The sequence below is a fragment of the Pseudomonas sp. MPB26 genome, from assembly GCF_046605355.1.
GTDB classification, from domain to species: Bacteria; Pseudomonadota; Gammaproteobacteria; order Pseudomonadales; family Pseudomonadaceae; genus Aquipseudomonas; species Aquipseudomonas cedrina.
Genome location: NZ_CP176793.1, coordinates 3,512,939 through 3,532,754, shown reverse-complemented (window position 1 = coordinate 3,532,754; position 19,816 = coordinate 3,512,939). Strand labels below are relative to the sequence as shown.

General features: G+C 58.7%; 25 protein-coding genes and 1 pseudogene. 6 read left to right on the top strand and 20 right to left on the bottom strand.

The genetic code is table 11. The features are described from left to right. Positions 1-10 precede the first annotated feature (10 nt). The gene (locus tag ACLH0H_RS16450) at positions 11-757 is read left to right on the top strand and encodes a 3-oxoacyl-ACP reductase family protein (RefSeq protein ID WP_076949531.1); all 747 of its coding nucleotides are present in this window, start codon (positions 11-13) and stop codon (positions 755-757) included. A 131-nt stretch (positions 758-888) separates the two neighbouring features. Here ACLH0H_RS16450 and ACLH0H_RS16445 read toward each other — a convergent pair whose 3' ends face one another. After that, positions 889-1,581 (bottom strand): HAD-IA family hydrolase, encoded by a 693-nt coding sequence (locus ACLH0H_RS16445; RefSeq protein WP_411378808.1) that lies wholly within the window; start codon positions 1,579-1,581, stop codon positions 889-891. Between the two features lie 244 nt (positions 1,582-1,825). Here ACLH0H_RS16445 and ACLH0H_RS16440 point away from each other — a divergent pair, with 244 nt between their 5' ends. Next, on the top strand, positions 1,826-2,152 hold the full coding sequence (locus ACLH0H_RS16440) for a helix-turn-helix domain-containing protein (RefSeq protein WP_411378807.1): 327 nt from the start codon (positions 1,826-1,828) through the stop codon (positions 2,150-2,152). Between the two features lie 87 nt (positions 2,153-2,239). Beyond that, positions 2,240-2,818 (top strand): DUF4337 domain-containing protein, encoded by a 579-nt coding sequence (locus ACLH0H_RS16435; protein ID WP_411378806.1) that lies wholly within the window; start codon positions 2,240-2,242, stop codon positions 2,816-2,818. A 212-nt stretch (positions 2,819-3,030) separates the two neighbouring features. Here ACLH0H_RS16435 and ACLH0H_RS16430 read toward each other — a convergent pair whose 3' ends face one another. Next, the gene (locus tag ACLH0H_RS16430; protein WP_411378805.1) at positions 3,031-3,399 is read right to left on the bottom strand and encodes a hypothetical protein; all 369 of its coding nucleotides are present in this window, start codon (positions 3,397-3,399) and stop codon (positions 3,031-3,033) included. 751 nt (positions 3,400-4,150) lie between these two features. On the opposite strand from ACLH0H_RS16430, the gene ACLH0H_RS16425 reads away from it, so the two are divergent. From ACLH0H_RS16425 to ACLH0H_RS16415, 3 genes are all read left to right on the top strand, one after another. Next, complete coding sequence (locus ACLH0H_RS16425; RefSeq protein ID WP_411378804.1) at positions 4,151-4,366, top strand: hypothetical protein; 216 nt, start codon at positions 4,151-4,153, stop codon at positions 4,364-4,366. A gap of 762 nt (positions 4,367-5,128) precedes the next feature. Then, complete coding sequence (locus ACLH0H_RS16420) at positions 5,129-5,425, top strand: hypothetical protein (RefSeq protein ID WP_411378803.1); 297 nt, start codon at positions 5,129-5,131, stop codon at positions 5,423-5,425. Positions 5,426-5,494: 69 nt separating this feature from the next. After that, entirely contained in the window at positions 5,495-6,418 is a 924-nt protein-coding gene (locus ACLH0H_RS16415) for a hypothetical protein (protein WP_411378802.1), read from the top strand. Positions 6,419-6,482: 64 nt separating this feature from the next. Here the strand turns inward: ACLH0H_RS16415 and ACLH0H_RS16410 are convergent. The 18 genes and pseudogenes from ACLH0H_RS16410 to ACLH0H_RS16325 all read right to left on the bottom strand — a co-directional run bounded on the left by ACLH0H_RS16410 (position 6,483) and on the right by ACLH0H_RS16325 (position 19,816). Next, positions 6,483-7,459: pseudogene (locus ACLH0H_RS16410) on the bottom strand (hypothetical protein). Beyond that, positions 7,432-8,136 carry a hypothetical protein gene (locus ACLH0H_RS16405; RefSeq protein ID WP_411378801.1) on the bottom strand — a complete coding sequence of 235 codons (705 nt, stop codon included), beginning with the start codon at positions 8,134-8,136 and terminating at the stop codon, positions 7,432-7,434. Before ACLH0H_RS16405 ends, ACLH0H_RS16410 begins: the two are co-directional and overlap by 28 nt. Next, entirely contained in the window at positions 8,133-8,690 is a 558-nt protein-coding gene (locus ACLH0H_RS16400; RefSeq protein WP_411378800.1) for a DNA-binding protein, read from the bottom strand. Before ACLH0H_RS16400 ends, ACLH0H_RS16405 begins: the two co-directional genes overlap by 4 nt. After that, the gene (locus tag ACLH0H_RS16395) at positions 8,687-9,610 is read right to left on the bottom strand and encodes a hypothetical protein (RefSeq protein WP_411378799.1); all 924 of its coding nucleotides are present in this window, start codon (positions 9,608-9,610) and stop codon (positions 8,687-8,689) included. Before ACLH0H_RS16395 ends, ACLH0H_RS16400 begins: the two co-directional genes overlap by 4 nt. Next, entirely contained in the window at positions 9,610-10,134 is a 525-nt protein-coding gene (locus tag ACLH0H_RS16390; protein ID WP_411378798.1) for a phage tail protein, read from the bottom strand. The genes ACLH0H_RS16395 and ACLH0H_RS16390 overlap by 1 nt, the downstream gene beginning before the upstream one ends. Before the next feature lie 10 nt (positions 10,135-10,144). Further along, a complete protein-coding gene (locus tag ACLH0H_RS16385) occupies positions 10,145-12,253 on the bottom strand; it encodes a phage tail protein (protein WP_411378797.1) in 2,109 nt (702 codons plus the stop codon). A gap of 8 nt (positions 12,254-12,261) precedes the next feature. Further along, positions 12,262-12,786: a phage tail protein gene (locus ACLH0H_RS16380; RefSeq protein WP_411378796.1), complete on the bottom strand. Its 525-nt coding sequence runs from the start codon at positions 12,784-12,786 to the stop codon at positions 12,262-12,264. Then, on the bottom strand, positions 12,779-13,954 hold the full coding sequence (locus tag ACLH0H_RS16375) for a baseplate J/gp47 family protein (protein WP_411378795.1): 1,176 nt from the start codon (positions 13,952-13,954) through the stop codon (positions 12,779-12,781). The genes ACLH0H_RS16380 and ACLH0H_RS16375 overlap by 8 nt, the downstream gene beginning before the upstream one ends. Then, positions 13,951-14,268 carry a DUF2590 family protein gene (locus ACLH0H_RS16370; protein ID WP_411378794.1) on the bottom strand — a complete coding sequence of 106 codons (318 nt, stop codon included), beginning with the start codon at positions 14,266-14,268 and terminating at the stop codon, positions 13,951-13,953. The genes ACLH0H_RS16375 and ACLH0H_RS16370 overlap by 4 nt, the downstream gene beginning before the upstream one ends. Beyond that, the gene (locus ACLH0H_RS16365) at positions 14,265-16,250 is read right to left on the bottom strand and encodes a phage tail tape measure protein (protein WP_411378793.1); all 1,986 of its coding nucleotides are present in this window, start codon (positions 16,248-16,250) and stop codon (positions 14,265-14,267) included. The genes ACLH0H_RS16370 and ACLH0H_RS16365 overlap by 4 nt, the downstream gene beginning before the upstream one ends. Positions 16,251-16,257: 7 nt before the next feature. Beyond that, positions 16,258-16,398 carry a DUF6890 family protein gene (locus ACLH0H_RS16360; RefSeq protein WP_191626188.1) on the bottom strand — a complete coding sequence of 47 codons (141 nt, stop codon included), beginning with the start codon at positions 16,396-16,398 and terminating at the stop codon, positions 16,258-16,260. 23 nt (positions 16,399-16,421) lie between these two features. After that, the gene (locus ACLH0H_RS16355; RefSeq protein ID WP_093543004.1) at positions 16,422-16,715 is read right to left on the bottom strand and encodes a putative phage tail assembly chaperone; all 294 of its coding nucleotides are present in this window, start codon (positions 16,713-16,715) and stop codon (positions 16,422-16,424) included. A 42-nt stretch (positions 16,716-16,757) separates the two neighbouring features. Continuing rightward, the gene (locus ACLH0H_RS16350) at positions 16,758-17,213 is read right to left on the bottom strand and encodes a lysis system i-spanin subunit Rz (RefSeq protein ID WP_411378792.1); all 456 of its coding nucleotides are present in this window, start codon (positions 17,211-17,213) and stop codon (positions 16,758-16,760) included. Continuing rightward, complete coding sequence (locus tag ACLH0H_RS16345) at positions 17,213-17,743, bottom strand: lysozyme (protein WP_411378791.1); 531 nt, start codon at positions 17,741-17,743, stop codon at positions 17,213-17,215. The genes ACLH0H_RS16350 and ACLH0H_RS16345 overlap by 1 nt, the downstream gene beginning before the upstream one ends. Then, positions 17,740-18,036: a hypothetical protein gene (locus tag ACLH0H_RS16340; RefSeq protein ID WP_065909425.1), complete on the bottom strand. Its 297-nt coding sequence runs from the start codon at positions 18,034-18,036 to the stop codon at positions 17,740-17,742. Before ACLH0H_RS16340 ends, ACLH0H_RS16345 begins: the two co-directional genes overlap by 4 nt. After that, a complete protein-coding gene (locus ACLH0H_RS16335) occupies positions 18,033-18,245 on the bottom strand; it encodes a TraR/DksA C4-type zinc finger protein (protein ID WP_411378790.1) in 213 nt (70 codons plus the stop codon). The genes ACLH0H_RS16340 and ACLH0H_RS16335 overlap by 4 nt, the downstream gene beginning before the upstream one ends. Further along, entirely contained in the window at positions 18,245-18,694 is a 450-nt protein-coding gene (locus tag ACLH0H_RS16330) for a phage protein (protein WP_411378789.1), read from the bottom strand. The genes ACLH0H_RS16335 and ACLH0H_RS16330 overlap by 1 nt, the downstream gene beginning before the upstream one ends. A 6-nt stretch (positions 18,695-18,700) precedes the next feature. Beyond that, on the bottom strand, positions 18,701-19,816 hold the full coding sequence (locus ACLH0H_RS16325; protein ID WP_411378788.1) for a DUF2586 domain-containing protein: 1,116 nt from the start codon (positions 19,814-19,816) through the stop codon (positions 18,701-18,703).

Below are 19,816 nucleotides of genomic sequence, written 5' to 3'. Positions count from 1 at the left end.
GGAGATCGACATGACCACACACAACCTCAGCGGCAAAGTTGCCCTGATTCAAGGCGGCTCCCGCGGCATCGGCGCCGCCATCGTCAAGCGCCTCGCAGCACAAGGTGCGGCGGTTGCCTTTACCTACGTCAGCTCGGCCGCCAAGGCGGAAGAACTGCAGAACAGCGTGATTCGCGACGGCGGCAAGGCCCTGGCGATTCACGCCGACAGCGCCAATGCCGACGCAATCCGCAACGCGGTCAACGCCACTGTCGAGGCCTTCGGGCGCTTGGATATCCTGGTCAACAACGCTGGCGTGCTGGCCATCGCGCCGTTGGACGACTTCAAGCTGGAGGATTTCGACCAGACCCTGGCGATCAACGTCCGCAGTGTGTTCATCGCCACCCAGGAAGCGGCCAGGCATATGGGTGAAGGTGGCAGGGTGATCAATATCGGCAGCACCAACGCCGAACGCATGCCGTTTGGCGGCGGCGGGCCGTATGCGATGAGCAAGGCGGCGCTGGTGGGATTGACCAAAGGCTTGGCGCGAGACCTGGGACCTCGGGGCATCACTATCAATAATGTGCAGCCAGGACCGGTCGATACCGATATGAACCCGGCGAACAGTGAGTTTGCCGAGAGTCTGATGGGGTTGATGGCGGTGGGGCGGTATGGGCAGGTGGAGGAAATTGCGAGTTTTGTGGCTTACCTGGCGGGGCCGGAAGCTGGGTATATCACTGGGGCGAGTTTGACTATTGATGGTGGGTTCAGCGCCTGAGATTTCTGGGACATTGCAAGAGCGAATGTGGGAGCTGGCTTGCCTGCGATAGCGAGTGTCAGTCATTGGATATGGCGACTGATACATCGCATTCGCAGGCAAGCCAGCTCCCACATTTGAGCCCTGTGTATTCAGGGACGGGGGGGTAGGCCGTAGGCTGGCAGGTCGAAGTCGGCGAGTTTGCGGATGATCTGGTCTGCGTGGTGGTATTTGCTGTCGGCCATGGCCTCGTCGGGTACGGCGATGGCGGTCATGTGAGCCGCTTTGGCGGCGGTGACGCCGAAGGGCGAGTCTTCGAAGACCAGGCAATCCTCGGGTGCAACGCCCAGGCGGCGCGCGGCGGTGAGGAAGATGTCCGGCGCGGGTTTGGCGGCGCCAACTTCCGGGTCGTCAGCGGTGACGATGGTATCGAACAGACCAAACCATTCGCGGTGCAACGTGGTCTTGTGGCCGAACGAGTTACGCGAGGAACTGGTGCCCACGGCAATCGGGATATTGTGCGCCTTCAAGTGACGTACCAACGCTTCGGCGCCTGGCATGCCCAAAGCCTTGGGGAAGCGCTCGCTCATCAGCGGTTCGCGGATCTCGAGAAACTCGGCCGGGGTGATCGGCAAGTCCAGCGCCTTGACCACGTAGTCGGCCAGATCCTGGGCGCCACGACCGATGATGTGCTGCTTAATGCTCCAGTCGTAGGTACGGCCGTAACGCTCAGCGATGATTTTTGTGACTTCGGTGTAGATGCCTTCCGTATCCAGCAACAACCCGTCCATATCGAAAATCACGGCCTTGATCGGACCGACTGCAGTACGCGATGGTGCATTCATCACTACAAAACCCTGGGAAGAGGACTAAAAGGATTCAGCACAATAACGGGCCACGTCAGGTGCAAGCAACCTGCGCGCAAGCATCGACGCTTACACACGGCAACACCTCTGCCAGATGGGGCCGGAGCGGCCAGCTAATATTTAGCCACAGCCCCCTGGTTAAAGTATTCCTGAAAAAGCCGGAAAATCCTTTTAAAAGCCTAATAAATATATAAGTCTGCAATAAGCCTATACAGGAAAAAACATGGTCGATGCCTCCCCCCATATACAGGTCATCAACGACGCCGCAGGCAAACCTGTGTTCGTGGTGATTCCTTATCGGCAATATCTCTCACAGCAAAGCAAAGGCCACCTTATTCCGGGCGGGGTAGTCGACCTGATTATCGAGGGTCTGACGCCCATTCGAGCCTGGCGTGAATACCTGAACCTGACGCAGCAAGCGGCAGCCGAACGACTGGGCATTTCGCAGTCGGCATTTGCCCAGCAGGAGTCGGTGAAGAAGCCCCGCCGAGCGACCCGGGCAAGGATCGCCAAGGCGTTTGGCATCGACGTCAGGCAATTGGAGCTGTAAGACGGGCTGATCCGACGTTACGTACAGGCTTGAGACAGCTTTGCTGGTGAAAAATCAGACTCCCTCAGTCCCTTCATAGACGCCCCCATGTCCGAAGCCTTCGAAGTCCCCAGCCCCCACGAAAAACACCTCGAACACACCACCGAACATGCCCATGGCCGCGGCGACAATTTCGCCAGCCGCATCGCCGTGATGACCGCCCTCATGGCCACCCTCGGCGCCATGCTCAGCTACCAGGCCGGCTCCAGCGAAAGCGAAGCGGCGATGGACAAGAACAACGCCGCCATCTTCAAGACCGAAGCCGCCAACCAATGGAATTATTACCAGGCCAAATCCAGCCGGCAAAACCTCGCGGAATTGGCCACTCACATCCCCGGCGTGGACGCCGCGCACTATAAGGATGAGATTGAACGCTACAAGAGCCAGAAGGAAGACGTGCGCAAGCAGGCGGAGAGGCTTGAAGCCACATCAAGGCAATGGGATGAAAAGTCCGAGCAGGCCTTGCACCAGCACCATCGCTGGGCCCAGGCGATGACCGCCATCCAGATCGCGATTTCGTTGGCGGCGATTACGTTGCTGACCAGAAGGGAGTGGCTCAAGCGCCTGTCCTATACGGCAGCGGGCGCTGCGGTGCTACTGGGTAGCCTGGCCTGGCTGCACATCTGAAATTCCGCCGCCAAAGATGGAAGGATATACACACAACGTTCCAAAGCTGGCGCCCCTTCCCTGTGGCGAGCGGGCTTGCCCCGCGTTGGGCTGCGCAGCGGCCCCAAAACCAGACACCGGGGAATGTCTGATACTCCGCATTCGTCTTCCTTGGGGCTGCTGCGCAGCCCAGCGCGGGGCAAGCCCGCTCACTACAAAAGACTTCAACTGACTCAGGCCTGATTCGCCGCCCGGCTATGGTGGAAGTACAGATAAGCCAACCCAACCGGCGCAATGAAAATCGCCATGCTCCAGCACAGTGCCATGGTGAACAGCTTGACGGTCAGCATCATGATCGCGTTCACAAAGAACACGTTATTGCCAAAAATGTACCCCATGATGCTTTCGTAAACGAAGCGCGCGTAGGGGTAAAGCAGACTGCTGACCACACAAAAGAAAAGCGTGCCCAGCGGGAACACACCGGTCTTCGATTGGGTCAGCGCGGTAAAGATCAGCACGGGAAAAATCAGCCCGAACAGGAAATTGCGAATGTAGTACTGGGCAGAAAGCCCGCCGAATGTCTTGCGAAGCACCGGGTGCATTTAGATCCCTCTGAATGGCTATTGGAAAGGCGGCGACCTTAGCAAGTCCTGGAATTCATCGCCAGTGTTTATGAGCGCTTTGCCATCACCTCTCGCACAGTGCTGTTTTTAAGAGCCTAAAAACACAAAACCCCTGAAAACTTCAACGTTTTCAGGGGTTTAGTCGTTTCAAATTTGGCGGTGAAGGAGAGATTCGAAACTACCCGCAAAGTGACTTTCATTATGCAAGTGCCCGGATTACGGGGGCTGCAGCGATGCTGGATCTCCAAAAAATCGCCATTCTCAGTCCCATGGCGGTCCCATGGGCTTTGCACCAAGTTAGTGCGCGACGGTTGGAAGGGGGTGAAAAACGGCATTCCGCACGATTTATGTTGAGGCATGGGAAAAAGGTAATATTGGTAATACGCTCGCTGAAACCAGATAAAACCCTTTAATTTCAATAAGTTAATAGATATTAAGAAAGGTAATAATTTGGTAATTTATAGGTTAGGTCATTACCTTTTCATCGGGTAATTCCTGACGGGCCCAATCCCCAGTAAAACCAGGCACTTGGGCAAATATTACCTTTGCCATTACCAAATATTACCCATTAGGGTAATGCGTCAAATCCACGAAACACGCGGCCTGTGGAGGGTTTCATACCGTCCCTAACCAAAATTACCTTTTTCCCAGGCCTGGTTCCAAAATAGCCATCTGTATGGCGAGTCCTGCAGCATGGGCTAGTCTGAACGTTCACGATAGGAAGCTTCATATGGCACATGAATATTCGCTCTCGGATTTGCTCGAAAAGATGTATGAAAATCAGTTGGCACTGGAAGCAGCTGTGATGGAACTCACGCTGCGCCTGGAACAACAAGGCTCAGTAGAAGTCGGTGAAAACGTGCGTGGCGCCTTAGAAGCAATCGGTGAGAACGCGGGCCATATCAAGCAAGGTTTGGCACGCCTGAGAAAGTCAGGAGCCGGTTAAGGAGTCGAGACGAATTGTGAAATACCCCAATATCGACGAAACCCACACGTTTCGCGGCTTACGACGGCTTTCGAGCTCATCGAAGGCCGTGACGGACGACGAGAAAAAGATCTATCTCGTTTTGGAAAATAACCGTATTCCTATATTTTTCTCTCTGCCCATCAATGAAACCGGGGCCTCCAGCCCTGCCCCGTCCGTGGCCCTCTGCTGTACCGCCCTGCAACCGCGCTGCACTTCTCTTCAAAATTTTGCAATCTGTGAAACTGCCGCCCGCCCCTAGAGTGCCCCTGCCCGCCTGGGCTGCCGGCGCGTTTGCACTACATCTGGGTTTGCACAAAAAAAGGACACAAACCCCGTCGGCGGGAGGGGGATAAGTGCTTTTTCAGCCTTTTTTTATTGCCAGCCTTGATTTGAGCCGTAGCTAGCCCTGCCCTTCGTCGGATCCCTATATCGGTGGGAGCGCAACCCAATATACTGTTTGCATATACAGTATGTGGCGAGTGATAGCGATGAATGCAGCCAACCTTTCCCAAGCGTGGACCTTAGAAACGTGGATGTCATGTTTGCGAGATCAAACGTCGCTCTTGAGCCACCCAGGTGCCCACTACAAAACCCTCTTGCTACAGGCCCACGAGTTACATAGAGAGGCATTGATTGATCGAGAGGTACTCTGCGACTTGTTGGAGCTGGCAGACAGCGCGCTGGCTTATGCCGTGGAAGAATTGCTGGAAGAGTCGGGCAACATTTAGACGGGAGGCATCCATGCACATGCTGGTCACACCTATGCGGTGTAAGGGCGTCCCTCTGAGCCCCCAAGAAAGGCGGCGGTATCCGGCTATAAAGGGAGATGTCCACGTTAACGCAGAGATCTCCCACGAGCTGGGGCGCAGCTCCAATGTCGCAACGTTGAATAAAGGAATGCCGCTTGAGCCCAGCCCTTTACCTCAACTATTAGACGCGACGCTTTCTGGGATGGCACCGACAGGTTTTGTATTGAGCGGGATCGAGTATATCGACGGATGTGCTTATGCGCAGTCCTGGTGGTGCCGACAGGGATAAAAAAGGTTTACGGCAGTTTCAATTGTGTTTGACTATGGTACGAGCTCATCCCCCCGTAGGAAAAAAGACATGGATATGCAGGGTAAATACTTTCTAGGTACGTCTTTGCACGAGGCGTCCCCAAAGCTGGAGATCTCAGAGGAAGAATATACCGGGCTGGTTAATGCTCGACAAACATTAACCGCCGCATTGAACATCGAAGAAACTTACGACCTAGTCCTTGGAAACTTCTTAGACCTTGAAAAAGAAGTCTTACTGCTCACGCTTAATAAAATTGTAGACCATAGATTTGACTACAAAAAAGCATATGACGTACTTTCCTCCATAAACCGAAAGTTTACAAATTTTGTACTTTCCGCGAAAAACTATACAGAGCTGATAGATAGCATGGCGTCAAAAGCTAACAATAGGAGCGGGGGGACAAAGGAAGCAGTTAAAGCGATTAGGGAAAAGCACTACGGTGACAACCTAAACTACCGATTCATGGAAAAACTAAGGAATCACCTCAGCCACTTTGGTGGGGCTGTTCATTCCGTGCATAACCCAGACAAATGGGTTATGGATGAAAACAAGAAAGCTAAAAATTTAGTTTATAACATAAGCATATACGCCCTTAAAGCAAGCCTTGCCGCTAACGGCGAATTTAATAAGCAGGTACTGAACGAACTTCCCGACAAAGTCGATCTAAAAAAAGCTGCTAGATCCTATATGGGCGCTGTGAGCAGCATTCAAGTAGCAGTGCGCGCTTTGACAAAGACCGCAACGGAGGAAGCAAGAGCTTTAATAGAGAGCAACTTGGACAAATACAAGAGTGAAAACGATGGGAATGTCTTTTTAGTAGGCGCCTTCAGTAATAAAGCATATGAAACCAACGAAGATCCAACAATGTTATTTCTTGAGTGGGATGACGTAAGAATAGAATTAATGAAGACAAATCAGTCTATCAGCAACATGGAAAGGCGACATATCACAAGCGCGATCGATATAGATTAATAGATTCATCAAACATTTAATACTATGCGCAAAGTCGAAAACAATAATTGTTTTGCAGAGTTGATTACGCTGAACCCGTTATGGGCTTGGTCTTTCCGCTTAATGCAGCCGCTTTAAGGGCATAAGAGGAAAACTCTGTAGCATTCTCGGGTGGGGGGGTTGGTCCATGCGTATGGCTGGCCAGTTGGACGTTCATTTGCTGCACCAGGTCAAGCAAGTCACACAACACCTGCAGCACATTCACCCCTTCGGATCCCAACCAGGTCTTAGGCGCGACGAGCCTCTGGCTGACTGCCGCCACGCTTTTACGCAGTCCCTGAATCCGCTCCTCCATGTCCCCTCCGACCGTGGCGTTATGCTTCTGCCCCACCACCAGGTTCAAATCCCGCCCGGTTGCCTGATGCAAGTCATCCACCGCCGCCAGGCTCGCAGAGCCGCCCGCAGCAGTTTCAACGCGCCCAACGCCTCTATCTTCTTGATACCACCCACCGACTCGGTTGAATGGTCGTCCACCGTTCTGGTGTGGCTCTGGAAGCTCTCGATGTTCTGCATCGCCTCTACTTCCCGCTCGATCGCCTTGTCTTGGATCTTGCCGTCTGTTTGGCGCAGCCAGTTTCCGTCGGCATCGACGCGCTGCTGGCAGGCTTCGCTGTGCTGCCACACCTGGTCACCCTTCGGCACCCGGGGCAGACTCAGGCCGTGCGGCAGGATCTGCGTGATAAAGGGCTTATGCGGTAGGCCGTAAGCAAAGCTGACCACCACGGTAGTGCCCTCCTCCGGGAAGCCGAACATCCCCGCCTCTTGCCCACCCATCGGCGCCGGCAATGGCAGGCCGGTCAGGATCGGCAGCGCGGGATCCGGCTCACCATCAGGCAGCAGTACTTCCACGTCGACGCCAAAGCGCGGCCGGAAGTCGTCGCACAGCCCAGGCGCTGCAGGTGCGTCGGGCACGGCCACCACCCGGCCAAAGCGTGGCAGGTGGTAACCGCCGGTCAGTTCAGGGAATTGCCGCTCTACGCTGCGACGGATTGCGTCGTCCATTTGATCGCCATTTGATTGCCGGCAAGGGTCACGCTGGTGATCCTCTCGCCCTGGTTGATGGTTGCACCTGGGCGCAGTCCTGGGAGGGCCGCGATCATTGCGCTCTGGTTGCCCTGGTAGCCGTCGAACAGTTCGACGGGCAGTTCCAGCGGCGGGCGGATGCCAAAGAAGCTGTCAGCCCAGCTGCCCACAAACACGTCACCGTCGCCCTGCTGCTGCCAGATGAAGTCGGGGATGCTGAACACGCTGGCCAGGCTATCCATGGCCAGGTAGCCGGCGGCCAGGCTGTAGAAGAACGGCGCTTTGACCTTGGCGTAGGCCTTGTCGGGCACACGAAAGCGCAGACCAGTCTTGCCGCTGACCTCGGCCAGCACGCCATGCAGGTCGACGTGGCGCAAGTTCAGCGGCATGGGCTGGGACAGGATTGCCGCCAGTTCGCGACAGATCAGGATCTGCTGCACGCTGTTGATCGCCGTCGACCGCTCGACAAAGCCTATGAAGTGGCGCTGCAGCGGGCCGTCGTTGTAGCCGACATCGAGCATTACCAGGCCTTTGACCGGGGCACCCGCCTGGATGGTGAAGGTCGCCCGGCCGGGGCTTTTGATGTCCAGCCGAACTTCATCCTTGATCAGCGGGTAAAGCTGGCCGCTGATCGTCAGTACCTTGTGCAATTTCATGGGGTCGGGGCCAGCCAGTCATCGACCTTTTTCAAGGTCCGTTCAAAGCCACTCAGTTCCTCGGGATTGCCTGTGCCGTCACCACCGCCACCAGCGGCGCCAGCGGCGCCGCCGACGGCCGAACCTGGGCCGGACTGCGTTGTAACCTTGTTGCCGGCGCGACGGTTCTCCACCCGCTCTGGGTTGGACAGTTTCTCCGATAGGGTGAACTGCACCAGCCAGGCGTTGAGGGAGTCGTCTTCCCGGGCGCTCACACCGTCGGAAAACTGCACCTCACGGATCCCGAATGCCGCGGCGGTGTCGTTGACGATGCGGTACATCTTGAGCTGGCCACCGCCGGCCGTAGCCTCGGCCAGGCGCATAAGGTTACGCAGTTGCACCTGGTCAACAAACGGGATCATCAGGGAGACCGTCAGGGTTTTGGGCTTGAACCCCTTATGCGCGGTCTGGCTGTTGCTGGTCTGCCCCGAAAGATCGTCGCTTTCGATGCGCAGGTTGGCCGTGATTTTCAGGCGTTTGCCAAGGATCTGTTGGCCGTCGAGTAATAGCGTCATAGGCCGACCAACTCCCGAACAAAGCTCAAACCATCCAGCGACCCCACCAGAAGCACGCCGGCGCATAGCACCCATTCATGACCTGGTGCATCGCCCTGCAGTAAAGCGCGGCGTAATTCGTTGTTGTCGCCTGGGCCCAGGATCCGCGCGCGCATGCTGTGATCGGCGTTGCCACCGGCCAGCAGGGCTTTCAGGCCGTTCAGTTGCTTGTCGCGGTCCTGCTGCTGGGCAGCTTTACGGCCAGCGAGTGCGGCCAAGTCGCCCATGGGCGAGCTGTCGGCCGCGTAGCTCTCCAGGACGGCGATCTGGCCGGCCATCGATTGCTTGGCCGCTTTGACCAGAGTGCAACGCTCCAGGGGCAGCGCAGACCAGCGCGGCAAAGGTCCGGCGCTGGGGATCTCCCACTTTTCAGTCTCCAGCCGCGACAGGTTCCGCGCTCGTCGTTCGGCCCGCACCAGGTCAGGGATCGGCAATAGCGCATTGAAGCGCGCCAGGGTTTCGGCGAACTGATCCAGGCGCGTGCCCAGGAAAATCAGCGACAACGCGTACTGAGGGCCCGCCGGTCGGCCGTTGTCGCTGGCGTCGACCAGTTTGGCGGCCAGCTGCTGCAGCAAGTTCGGCGCAGACAGAAACCGCTGATGGCCACGGCCCTGTCCTACCCCGCTTTGAAATGGCGTCACGACCAGGCACGCCGGCGCCTCTCCCATTTGGCCGGCCAGTGCGGCCCGGCCGGCCTCAATAGCGCCCTTGGCTGCGTCACCCACTGGCCCGGGGTTGGTGCTGGTCATGCCATCGAGGCCGGCCAAGCGTTGGCTGGTGTTGGCCAGCTCGCTACTCGCCAGCGCCTGGGCCGCCGCCAGGTTGCCCATCCACTGGGTGGACTGCTCGGGCCAGCTCATAGTCACGGAATCCCAAGCCATCAAATATTTTCCACGCCAGTGACGGTGTCTTGAATGGCCTGGGATGCACCCACGGCAATTTCCCGAGCTTTCGACGTATCTCCAGCTTCGATCAAGTCCAGGATTTGTTGCTTGATCAGAAGCCTGGTTTCTCTGATGAAGTAGATCGCATTATCAAACTGGTCAGCTTTGAACAGAATCTCATCAGCCGCCTCACGGGCAGAGCGTCCCGCAATTGCCCACGCGGCCACGGTTCTGGGGATGGCATCGTCTGGATATCCAGCTCGCTTGAAGTTGGCGGCCTCCGCTGATGCCATTTGATATTCCGATGCGCGCAAGGGATCGCCGACCATCTTTAAACGAGCAACATCCGCGGCGTTATCAACTATCGAGCAAAGTCTCTGGCCATAGCTATGCCGATACTGCGGGAACGTCACAGCCAATTGGTCCTGGGTGGGCTCGCTTTTAAACAGAACCACACCTTCGGCCGGCTCATAGCCTTCATCTACCGCCCAAATAGCGCCGGTCAAATTTGCTGCATACATAGCCAAACTCCTAAATCTGATAACCACAGACGTGCATTCGCCCTTCCGGATTGACCGTATCAGGGCCGTACCAATACACCGTCTGAGGGGTGATGATCGGGACATTCCAAGGCCCAGCAGCAATGTAGCCATCAACCGGCGCCTGATTACTGGCTGCAAAGATGTTCAAGTAACAAGCACCCAGCCCGGACGGATCTGCAGCGACCGATCGCTCCGCGTAAAAATTGCCGCCGCCGTTGCTACCGATGACACCTCTGGCAGTTCTGGCAATTGGCGGGATCAAGGAACCCAAGGGGACGGCCGTGTAATTGGCGGGGGGGTAAACGTTTGTGAAAACCAGCTGGGGACGCAGCGAGATATCACCGCCCTGCTGGATAAATGGCACGACGACCGATGACGCATCCAGCCGAAAACAGCCCGCAAGGGTTCGGTATGTTGTGGCAGAGACCGCTGGCGCAACCGAACTCGTCGACGCAACCAGGTATGGGTGATCGGAGACGCACACCCACAGGTAGTACCAGGTGCTGGCAGTCCAAGCGCCGGTATCAAGCTTGTTTTCACCAATGCCCGCACCGGTAGTCAGCGTTAAATCCGAGCCAACAATTAACTTTGGCCGAGAGTCCGTCGCCCGTTTCAGCACGAGTTCCCCTGCGCGCACCCTGATCTGAGTGTTACTGACACTGGCGATCTGAATGTCCTGCTGGAGGCGTTGAGGACATGCCTGCTCGGCCAAGTTGAGGTTGTCTGAATGCCAGATTTTCCCGCTTTCACCCCATAGCAGGTCAGCATTCCAATCCATAGCCAGCCGCCTTGCCACACGGTTGCCCCAATGGAATCCAATCGCAGGGGCGTGAGAAAGGTCTAGATGCTCGTCCAGGTTCCCTTGGGCCTCGCGAATTTCTATTGCTACATCACTGTAGGTGCTGCCGATAGAAGGTGATGCAAGGCTGGGTCGTTGCTGGGACATGGTGCCGACTTTCAACGCGTCGGTGATGCCGAAGCCATCAACCGTGGTCGGTGTAGACCCGCGAAGCACCTGCCCGCGTTCATTGATCTCAACTTTGAAATAGTTGCCTGGCCGGCTATCAATATGAAGTTCATCGTAGAGGCTGCGCACGGCTACCGAGGATGCCAGCACCTCTTTGTCATTTGTCTGGGGATCGTCGGTCTTTGCATTCGGCAGGTTGCCGAGACCAACATCGGCCTTTGTTGTGGCCCTGGCACGTAGGAACTCGTAGTTGCCGGTCCGAGCTGCAAAATGAGCCACCAGTGGCCCAGTAATCGGCTCGATTGATCGGCGATCAATCAAAGCCCCGGAGCTTTGAACGTCCGCAATAGCCACGCAGTAGTGCTGCACACCTGCGCTATCGACGTAGTCGGTCTTGGCCGCGCCGAACACCACCTGCCAACGGGGAACCAAATCGTTCAACTCCCGCTGCAGCGCAACGTCCAACCAGACGGTATTTGGCAGCGCGGGTGGGACAACGGCCAACGCCGTCGAGCGCAGCAGGCGGATGCCCTCAACGTATGCCGTGCCCGGTTTGAGTTGGTACGCGCTGCCGACCTTTTCCAATTGCAGTGAGCCGCCGAAGAAACAGGCCCGGCCGTACACATCACGATTGCTCTGGCGCTCGCGCTCATCGATGCCGGCCAGGCGAACGGTGAAGTCATGCTGCCACGTACTTGCGTCGATGGTGATACCGGTCAAAGCCAATGCACCGTCGAAGGCCAGCAAAAAGTTGCGGGTCAGGTTGTTGCCGATCTGCAGTGGCGGGATGTTGCGGCGTTTCTGCTGCAAAGGCACATACGCTACGGCGAACAGCACGCCCTCAATTGTTTCAAGACCGATCCAGTTGAAGTCCCAGTCTCCGACATCCGATCCGATTTGAGCGCTATACACCACCTGATTGGGATTCACATAGCCCGCGTGGTTGGCAGGAATGTCGTAGACATTAACGATCTGCCCCGCTGGAGGCTTCGGCGCGGCCCGATCGACCGGTGTGTTGGGGTTCAGCCCTGGCACATTGGCAAAAATGAATCGGCTGACTTTCAGCCCTGCATTGTCGGCATGTCGCTGGGCAATCAGGCTTTCACCTGCAAGGGTAATAACGGCTCCCATGAGGGCTCCTAAAGGCTAGCGACCAGCGTTTGCTGATCGTCATGAAAGTGAACAAAGGCGATCTGCACCGGAATCGGTGTGATGGTGGAAAAGTCATAGCGCCTGCAGGTGCGGCCGTACTGCTGGATCAGCACGCGCAGCAGTTCAGGGTTTTGGGACAGCTGGGAGTCGGAGAAACGCAGCAACACCACGTCCCAATCCCGATCGGGCTGACGCTCCTCGATCTCGACGTAACCGACGCCCAGTCGCACCAGGATGCGTTTCATGCCGGCGGTGCTCCCGGCGTCCACGGCATTGATAAAGGCGTGCTTGACGCGAAGCCGATACAAACCCTCGGGCTCACCTTTGAAGCGGGTGATATCGCGCTGCCAGGCCAATAGATCCAGCACGGTGATGTGGCAGGTGTCGGCGTCCATCTGTAGCAACGGCCAGCGCAACCAGCCCTCGACCTTTTCCCACCAGGACTGGGCCGCTGCCTTGAGCTTGGCCAGCTCGGTACCATCGAGCCAGAACGGCAGATCGATCTTAATCATGCAGCACCACCTCCAAGCTCTGGATCCGCGGAATGTTCAGCTCGCTGATGATGTCGGCCGTGGCAAAGCGCAGTGACTCAATGCCGGGGAACTGCTGGTGAAGCTCCTCGCCCAGTCGGCTGAACGAGAAACGCGACTGGGGATAGGTCAGGGTTGGCTGGTAGTCCGTGGCGGTGCTGTCACGGAACGCGGCACGTACGAATAGCGCCGCGTTGTCCTTGAGGGTTTCGCGTTGCTCGGCGGTCAGCGTCGAGCGCGGCCAAATCTCAAGCTGCACCAGATGCTGCGTTTCGGGCATGACCATCACCAACAAATCGTCGCCGTGGCCATGGTTGCCCTGGTCGCGGATATGCGCGTTGATTTGCTCCAGGTACGTTGCCGCCGGCACGTCCGCTTCAAACAGCACGTAGGCATTGGCGCTGCCCGGGCCACGTGGCGCGCCGTGTTCGAAGTAAACGCCATCCGGGCGCACGCCTGGAAAGGCCGAGATCATGGCGCGGTACACCGCGTCGGTGTGCCACTGGTTGACCGCCGAGAACTGGTTGCGGGTGCGCAAACGCAGCTCATCGTTGGGCTCAGGATCTGCACCTGGTGTGGTCAACCAACCGTCGCTGTTCACCACCTGGGCAATGCCCGGTACCGGAACCGGCAGGATCGCGTAATAACCCGGGGCCAGGTTGAAACCGGCGCCGGTTTCGACCGCCTCGACCGGGATCTGCAGCTGCATGAGCCCATCGGCGAAGATACCCACCGCCGTGGTCACCACCTGGTAGATATGGCCGTTGATCGATGCGGACTGCACTAATGTCCCGGCCGGCACTTCCAGGGCGCCGCCGGCGGCTTCGCGGGTGAACAGCAAAAAGCCCTTGGCCTTTGTCGCACCCTTACGCTCGACGTTCACGGCCCAAGCCAGCATGTCGAGCCAGGCGTCTGCAGCGGTTTTAACGAAAAAATTTGGCAGCACCGTGGCCACGAAAAAATCCAGGATCCACAACACCGGTTTGGTCACCAGCGCGCGCACCACGCGCCAGAACGGCGAATAGGCGCTGGTGTTGCTCAACTTGCTGTCCTGGGCGGCCACTTCCTTTTCCCACGCCTGTAGGAGCCCTGCCTCGGTCGTGGGAATGCCGGCGTCGGCCAGCGCCTGCTTGAAATCTACGTCACTCACAAATCCACCTCGATATCGCCGAATTTCAGGGTTGTCGCCGTGACCAGGTACTGGCCTGGCTGCAGCTGCGTGATCTGCGCAGTGCCCGGTACCAATCGCTCGTCGGCCTCCACCAACAGTTCCAACTGCTGGATGCAGTCGCGTTGCTTGAGCCGATCGCGCTCGGCCACCAGCGTGACCAGCAGGCCGCTGTCGCGGATCATGTGGGCGATGTCCTGGGCGATGCTGGCCCGGTCATCGATCAGCAGCGGCTGACGCGACAGGTCCAGCACCAGGTCGTTGCCGGCAATCAGCAGATCGATGTACTCGCTCATCCGCCCACCGACATGGCAACCATGTTTTCCATCTCCAGGGACGTCATAGGCTTGCTGTTGTGGATCTCGACTTTCTCCACGTGCATGCCTTTGTTCTGGCTGCTGTTGTTGTTCTGGATGCTGGTCAGCAGCCCGCCCTGGGGTACGGCGTTAGGCCGCACCGGCGACAAACTTGGAATGGCCGCGTTGATGGTCTGCTGGGCCCGCTGCGCCGCTGCCGCGTTGTCCTGGGTGTTCACGCCGATGTCGGTACCGGGCAGCTCTGGCATGGCGCCAAAGCGGGTTTCAATGTCGACGCCGGGGATCTTGTTCAGCATCTCGATCAGGCTGTTGATCGCCGTATGAAAGATCGCGACGATGCCGTCCCAAGCGGCCTTGGCCATTCCGGACCAGCCGCCCATCGATGCGAACCAATCCGACAGCGCGGTCAGTTGGTCGCTGACCCACTTGAACGCCTCGCTGTTCATCAGCGCGGCCGTCCACTCGTCCCAGTACACGACGGCTGCGATCACAGCCGCGATCAGGGCCATAACGCCAATCACGACCCACACCACCGGGTTGGCCAGCAGTGCCGCGTTGACCAGCCAGATCGCGCCCTGCCACAACATCATCACGCCGCGAACCAGGCCAAGCACGGCGGTCAAGCCGTAAACCACGGTGATATAGGTCAGCATGATCAGCTTTTGCATTAAGAACACGGCGGTGGTCCGAAGGCTGATCATCTGCACCACTTTCCAGACGGTCACCATGGCCAGCCAGGCCATACGGCCGGCGCCGACCGCGAAGGTTAGAAAGGACATGACAGCGATCAGGGCCAGGATCGTCAGCGTGACGATGCCGATCACTCGGGTGATGTTGGGGAACATCTGCGTCCAGCGAGTCATGGTGCCGGCAATGCCCGATAGCTTGGCCATCAGCGGCGTCAGGATCGGGATCAGTGCCTGGCCGAAGGCAATGCGCAGCGCTTCGACTGCAGCGCCAAACTGCTGCCACGGATCGACCATGGCCATGGCCATGTTCTGCGCGTCCTCCAGGCCGCGCACCTTGCCCAGCTTGTCCATGCCGTTACGCAGGCGATCGGTATCCTTGGCCAGGGAGCTGATCACCTGAGCGCCCTCCCCGCCGAACGCTTCCATCAGCTTGGCGCTGGCCGACGCGCTGGTCAGATCGCCCAGTTTGCCCTGCAGTTTGTCCATGATCTGCAGCATGGGCAGTGCTTTGCCGTTGGCGTCGGTGAACCTCAGCCCCATTTTTTCGGACGCAGCTCCCAGGTTTTCGAAAAACGCCTTATAGCGCCCGCCGGCGTCGCCGCCTTCCATGGTGCTGCTCAGCGAGCCGATCACTGCGAACTGCTCGGCGATATCGACGCCGGCAGCGGTGGCGATCGAGCCCACTTCCTTGAACGCGTCCTTGAGCTGGGCGCCGTCAGTGCGGAACAGCTGCACGGCTAGGGCGGTTTGTCCGCCGAGCTTTTCAACCCATTCGCCCTTGCCCATGGCGTCGGCCTGGCCCTTGAACAGGTTGTACATGGTGCCCACGTAGGCGCCCATGGTCTCGGCGTCGGATTTGGTGGCCTTGGCCAACAGGTTGCTGGTGTTGGTGAAGGTCGCCAGCTGGCTGCCCGTCAGGCCCTTGATGGCGCCCTCAATGCTGTAGGCCGACGCGACAAATTCCCGGGCGTTCTCACCATAGTTCACCGAGAACTCCAGGGCCTTCTGATTCAAAGCCGTCAGCGCATCTTCGGCCACACCCAGGGATTTGACCTCGCCCAGGGCGCGGTTCATCTCTAGCGCGGGCTGCAGTGATTCGTTGATGCCGACGAAAGCACCCGTCACACCGGCCAGCCCCATACCCATGGTCTTGATGTTCTTTTCGCTTTGCTCGGTCAGCTCGGAAAAGCCCATCTTCACCTTGCCCAGGGGCGCGGTGACCTTGTCGGTCAGGGCCAGGATGAAGTCCAGGCGGGCGCTACGATCGGCCATGTGGTTCCTATCCGTTCAACGCATGGGCTATACCGTTTGCCACGGCGAACTCCATGCGTTTCCAGTGTTCGTCTTCCAGCCACTTGGCCATGCCCATGTTTTCAATACTGGGCTCGGCACCTGGTAGCCATCGGGTGGTCAGGGCCAATAACTGGCCCAGGCCGTCTTCGGTCAGGCGGTCAGCGTGCTCAAGGGCTTTTTTACGATGATCTCGACGTCAGGTGCGTACTCCTCGAGGAGCGCGCCGGCGATTTGCATGGTCATCACTGGGTTGGCCAAGATCTCGCGCAAGCCTGCCTTTTCGGCGGGCAATACGGTGCTGCTCAGCAGGTTGAAGGACGGCGCGACCTTGTTGTTGGCGGTCATGGCGTTGAAGTACTTGGTCACGTCCTGGGGCGTCAGGGTGAAGGTGAATTCCTTGTCGCCGACTTCCAGGGTGATGTCGCGGGCTTGGATCTGGCTCATGTTTGTGTCCGTTTCGATGGTTGGTTTAAGGGATGTTTCAGGTCAGCGCAGGCACACCTGGTGCACGTAGTCCTGCAGGCCCAGGATCATTTGCCTACTGAGGGCGAGTTGATCTCTGAGGGTGAAATAATCCGGTCGAGCGTCTGTTGCGAGTTCGGCGGTGGTTGCAGCAGCCATGCCGCCGGCGGGGGTCTTTTCGGCGCCGGCGGCGTTGCAGGTGGCGTTGACATGCAGCCGCTGACGGCGATTGCCGACAGACAAGCGCAGCTCAAGGTTTGAAGCGCGTTCATGGTCCAGCTCCAGGGTTCGTTTAAGATCGATCGCGTCACGGTCGGCCAGCATTTCTCCGCTGATGCGAGCGGCTTCACGCAGCCCCGCCACTTCGAACAGGGCGTTGTCACGTTCCTCGCGGGCGGTGTCGCGCTGCCCCTGCAAGATGTCGAAGCCAAAAAACGCCACCAGGCACAGCACCAGGGGAAACAGGATCTCGCGCAGCATCACAAGCCCTCCGCGCACATCGCCGCTTCTGCACGCCGGCGAGCGTGTAACCCCGGCACAAAGCGCTTGCGGCCTTGGGCGTCGGTGACTGACGACCACACCGGTCTGCCGTCGGGGCCCCAGGCGAGTGCCTTGCAGCCTTCGGCGATCCTGCCGGCATTAATCAGGCCCACCGCGCGACTGGCGCAGGTGCTGGGTACGCCGAAGTTGTGGCCATGGCTGCTCAGGGCGTCGAACGTCTTCTGCCCGATCGCCGGATTGGTCAGGCAGTCAGCCAGCGCCAGTTGGCCTTTCTCGACCACCAGCTGCTCCACCTCGGCGCAGCGCGCCGGCGACCAGTAGTCACCCACAATCAACGGGTACGGGCTGGTGTAGCGGGTGATGCCCTTGCACACGGTCGGCAGGCCACGGGCCAGACGGTCGGCGTAGACGACGTTCTGGCCCTCGCCTTCCCAATTGCCCAGGAAGGCGAGCAAAGGCGCGCTGGCAAGCACCAGGACGCCGGCGGCGATCTTGTTCCGCAGGCTCATGGGAACAAGATCCGCAACAACGCCGGCCCGACCATTTGCGCGACCACGCCCAGCACCGTCAGCACTGCCAGCATTCGGGTGACCTTGGTACCAATGTCGGACACGGTGGCAGTCAGCTCGCGCTGGCCGTCGTTCAGATCCGAGAGCTGCACAGCCATGTGTTCGAACTCACCTTCCAGCCGCGTGACGCGGGTCGGCACGGTTTCGTGACGTTCTTCCAAGTCGCTGACGCGGTGTTCAAGCACAGCGAAGCGGCTTTCCAGGGTGCCTTTGGGCTTGGCGCGTGCGGTCATCGGCGCTGTCCTTGCTCAGTAAGGGATTGGCACGGCACGCAGCGGATGATTCCGCCCAGGGCCTGGCGCTTTTCCGGTATCGGCATATCGCAGTCTTTGCAGTGGGTCAGGCTTGGCCCGCTCGGCCGTGCTGCAGCAAGTGCGGCCGCGATCGCAGCGTCACGCTGACGTTGTTCCAAGGCTTGGGCGCGATCGAACGGGCAAACCATTAGCGCAGGCCCTCGATCTCTGTAGCAGCCAGGTACGGCACGCCGTTGACGCGGATGAAATCCGGGCTGGTGACGTCAAACGGCACCTTATGCTTGGACTTCTCGCCGCCTTTGGGGTCGACGCTCAGCAGGCTGGAAACCTTCAACTTGCAGCCGAAGGCCTCAATGCGCAGCTCTTCGTCGCCGGCCTTGGCAAAGAACACCGAGTCGAAGGGCCCCAACTGGCGGAAGCTGCCGGCAGTGCGGGCGGCCTCGATCAGCAGGTTGAAGTTGCTGGTGTCGAATTCGAATTCACCGCTGCACGACACATCGCCGTCGACGTGCCCGTTGGGCACGCCACGGGATTGCGCCACGGCGGTATTGTCGGTGACGTCCAGGGTGCAGCTTTCAACATGGATCTGCAGGTCGCCCAGGTTGATGTCGAAGTTTTTACCGCCAATACGGGACATAGGGGATTACTCCGAATCGTCGTTGGAAAGGTCCAGGGCGATATTCGCCGTGAGGTCTTTCGGGCAATTGAGGGGCTTGATCTTGATGTACACCTCGACCTTGGTTTTGGTGTGCCACACCAGCTGGATATCACCGTCTTTCGGGGACTCGATCTCGCCGGGGAACACCTGGCCAGCGAAGGTGGTGGACTTGGCCATCACGCGCAGCGGCTTCATGAAGGCGCTGATCGCGGCCGCCATGCTGTTGGGCGTGTTGTTCAAACGCCGATCGGCAACGCGCAGGATCAGGAGCGGGCGCACCTGGCGAGCGGCCTTGTCGGCCAAACGCAGGTACTCAACCACTTGGAAGTCGCTCGCCGGCGCATCGAGCATGTTGCCGTCGCCCCAGAACACGCCCGGGTAGTCGGGGTAGGTCTGCGAGACCGAGAAACGGGCTTTATCTAGCTCCGCGCGAATGGCCGATGGCAAAGGCACACCGTCTTTGTCTTTGGGCACGCTGCCCAGGGCCAACACGGCGCCGCTGGCCACGCGCATGGGGCTGTCAGCAATGCTGACCGCTGCATTGGCCAGACGCCCAGCCAGCACGCCAAGGTCATTGCCATGCAGTTGCGGTACGACCAGGACACGCGGCGCCGCCAGGTCTTTGGTGATCGCTTTTTGCTGGGTCAGGTAGTCGGCCCAAGTCTGTTCGGCGGTGATGCCGGCGGTGCTGGCCATCACGAAGACACGACGGCCGTAGGTGTTGCTGATAGCGATCGCGGCGTCATGCATGGCCGACAGTTCCGCTGCAGTCGTCACCGGTTCGGTGACCACCACGGCTTCCACTGAAAACCCCTGTTGCTGCGCCTTTTCCAGGGCAACCAGCCAGTCGCCATCGGCAGCGATCGGCGCGGCCAGACACGCCCAGCGATCGCCGCCATTGGCCTTGGCCGCCGCAACCTGGGCTTTCAGGTCGCTAGGCGGGAGCCCCAGTGCGCCGTCCAGGTCGCTGTCGGTGTTCAGGGCGATCAGGCTACCGACGTTTTTAGCGCCAGGGCCGATGAACAGGAAATAGCGCTCGATCTCGGTCACGGCGCCCTGGCCGAGGTTGAGATTGTTAACGCTGACTTTGCCAAGTGCCAT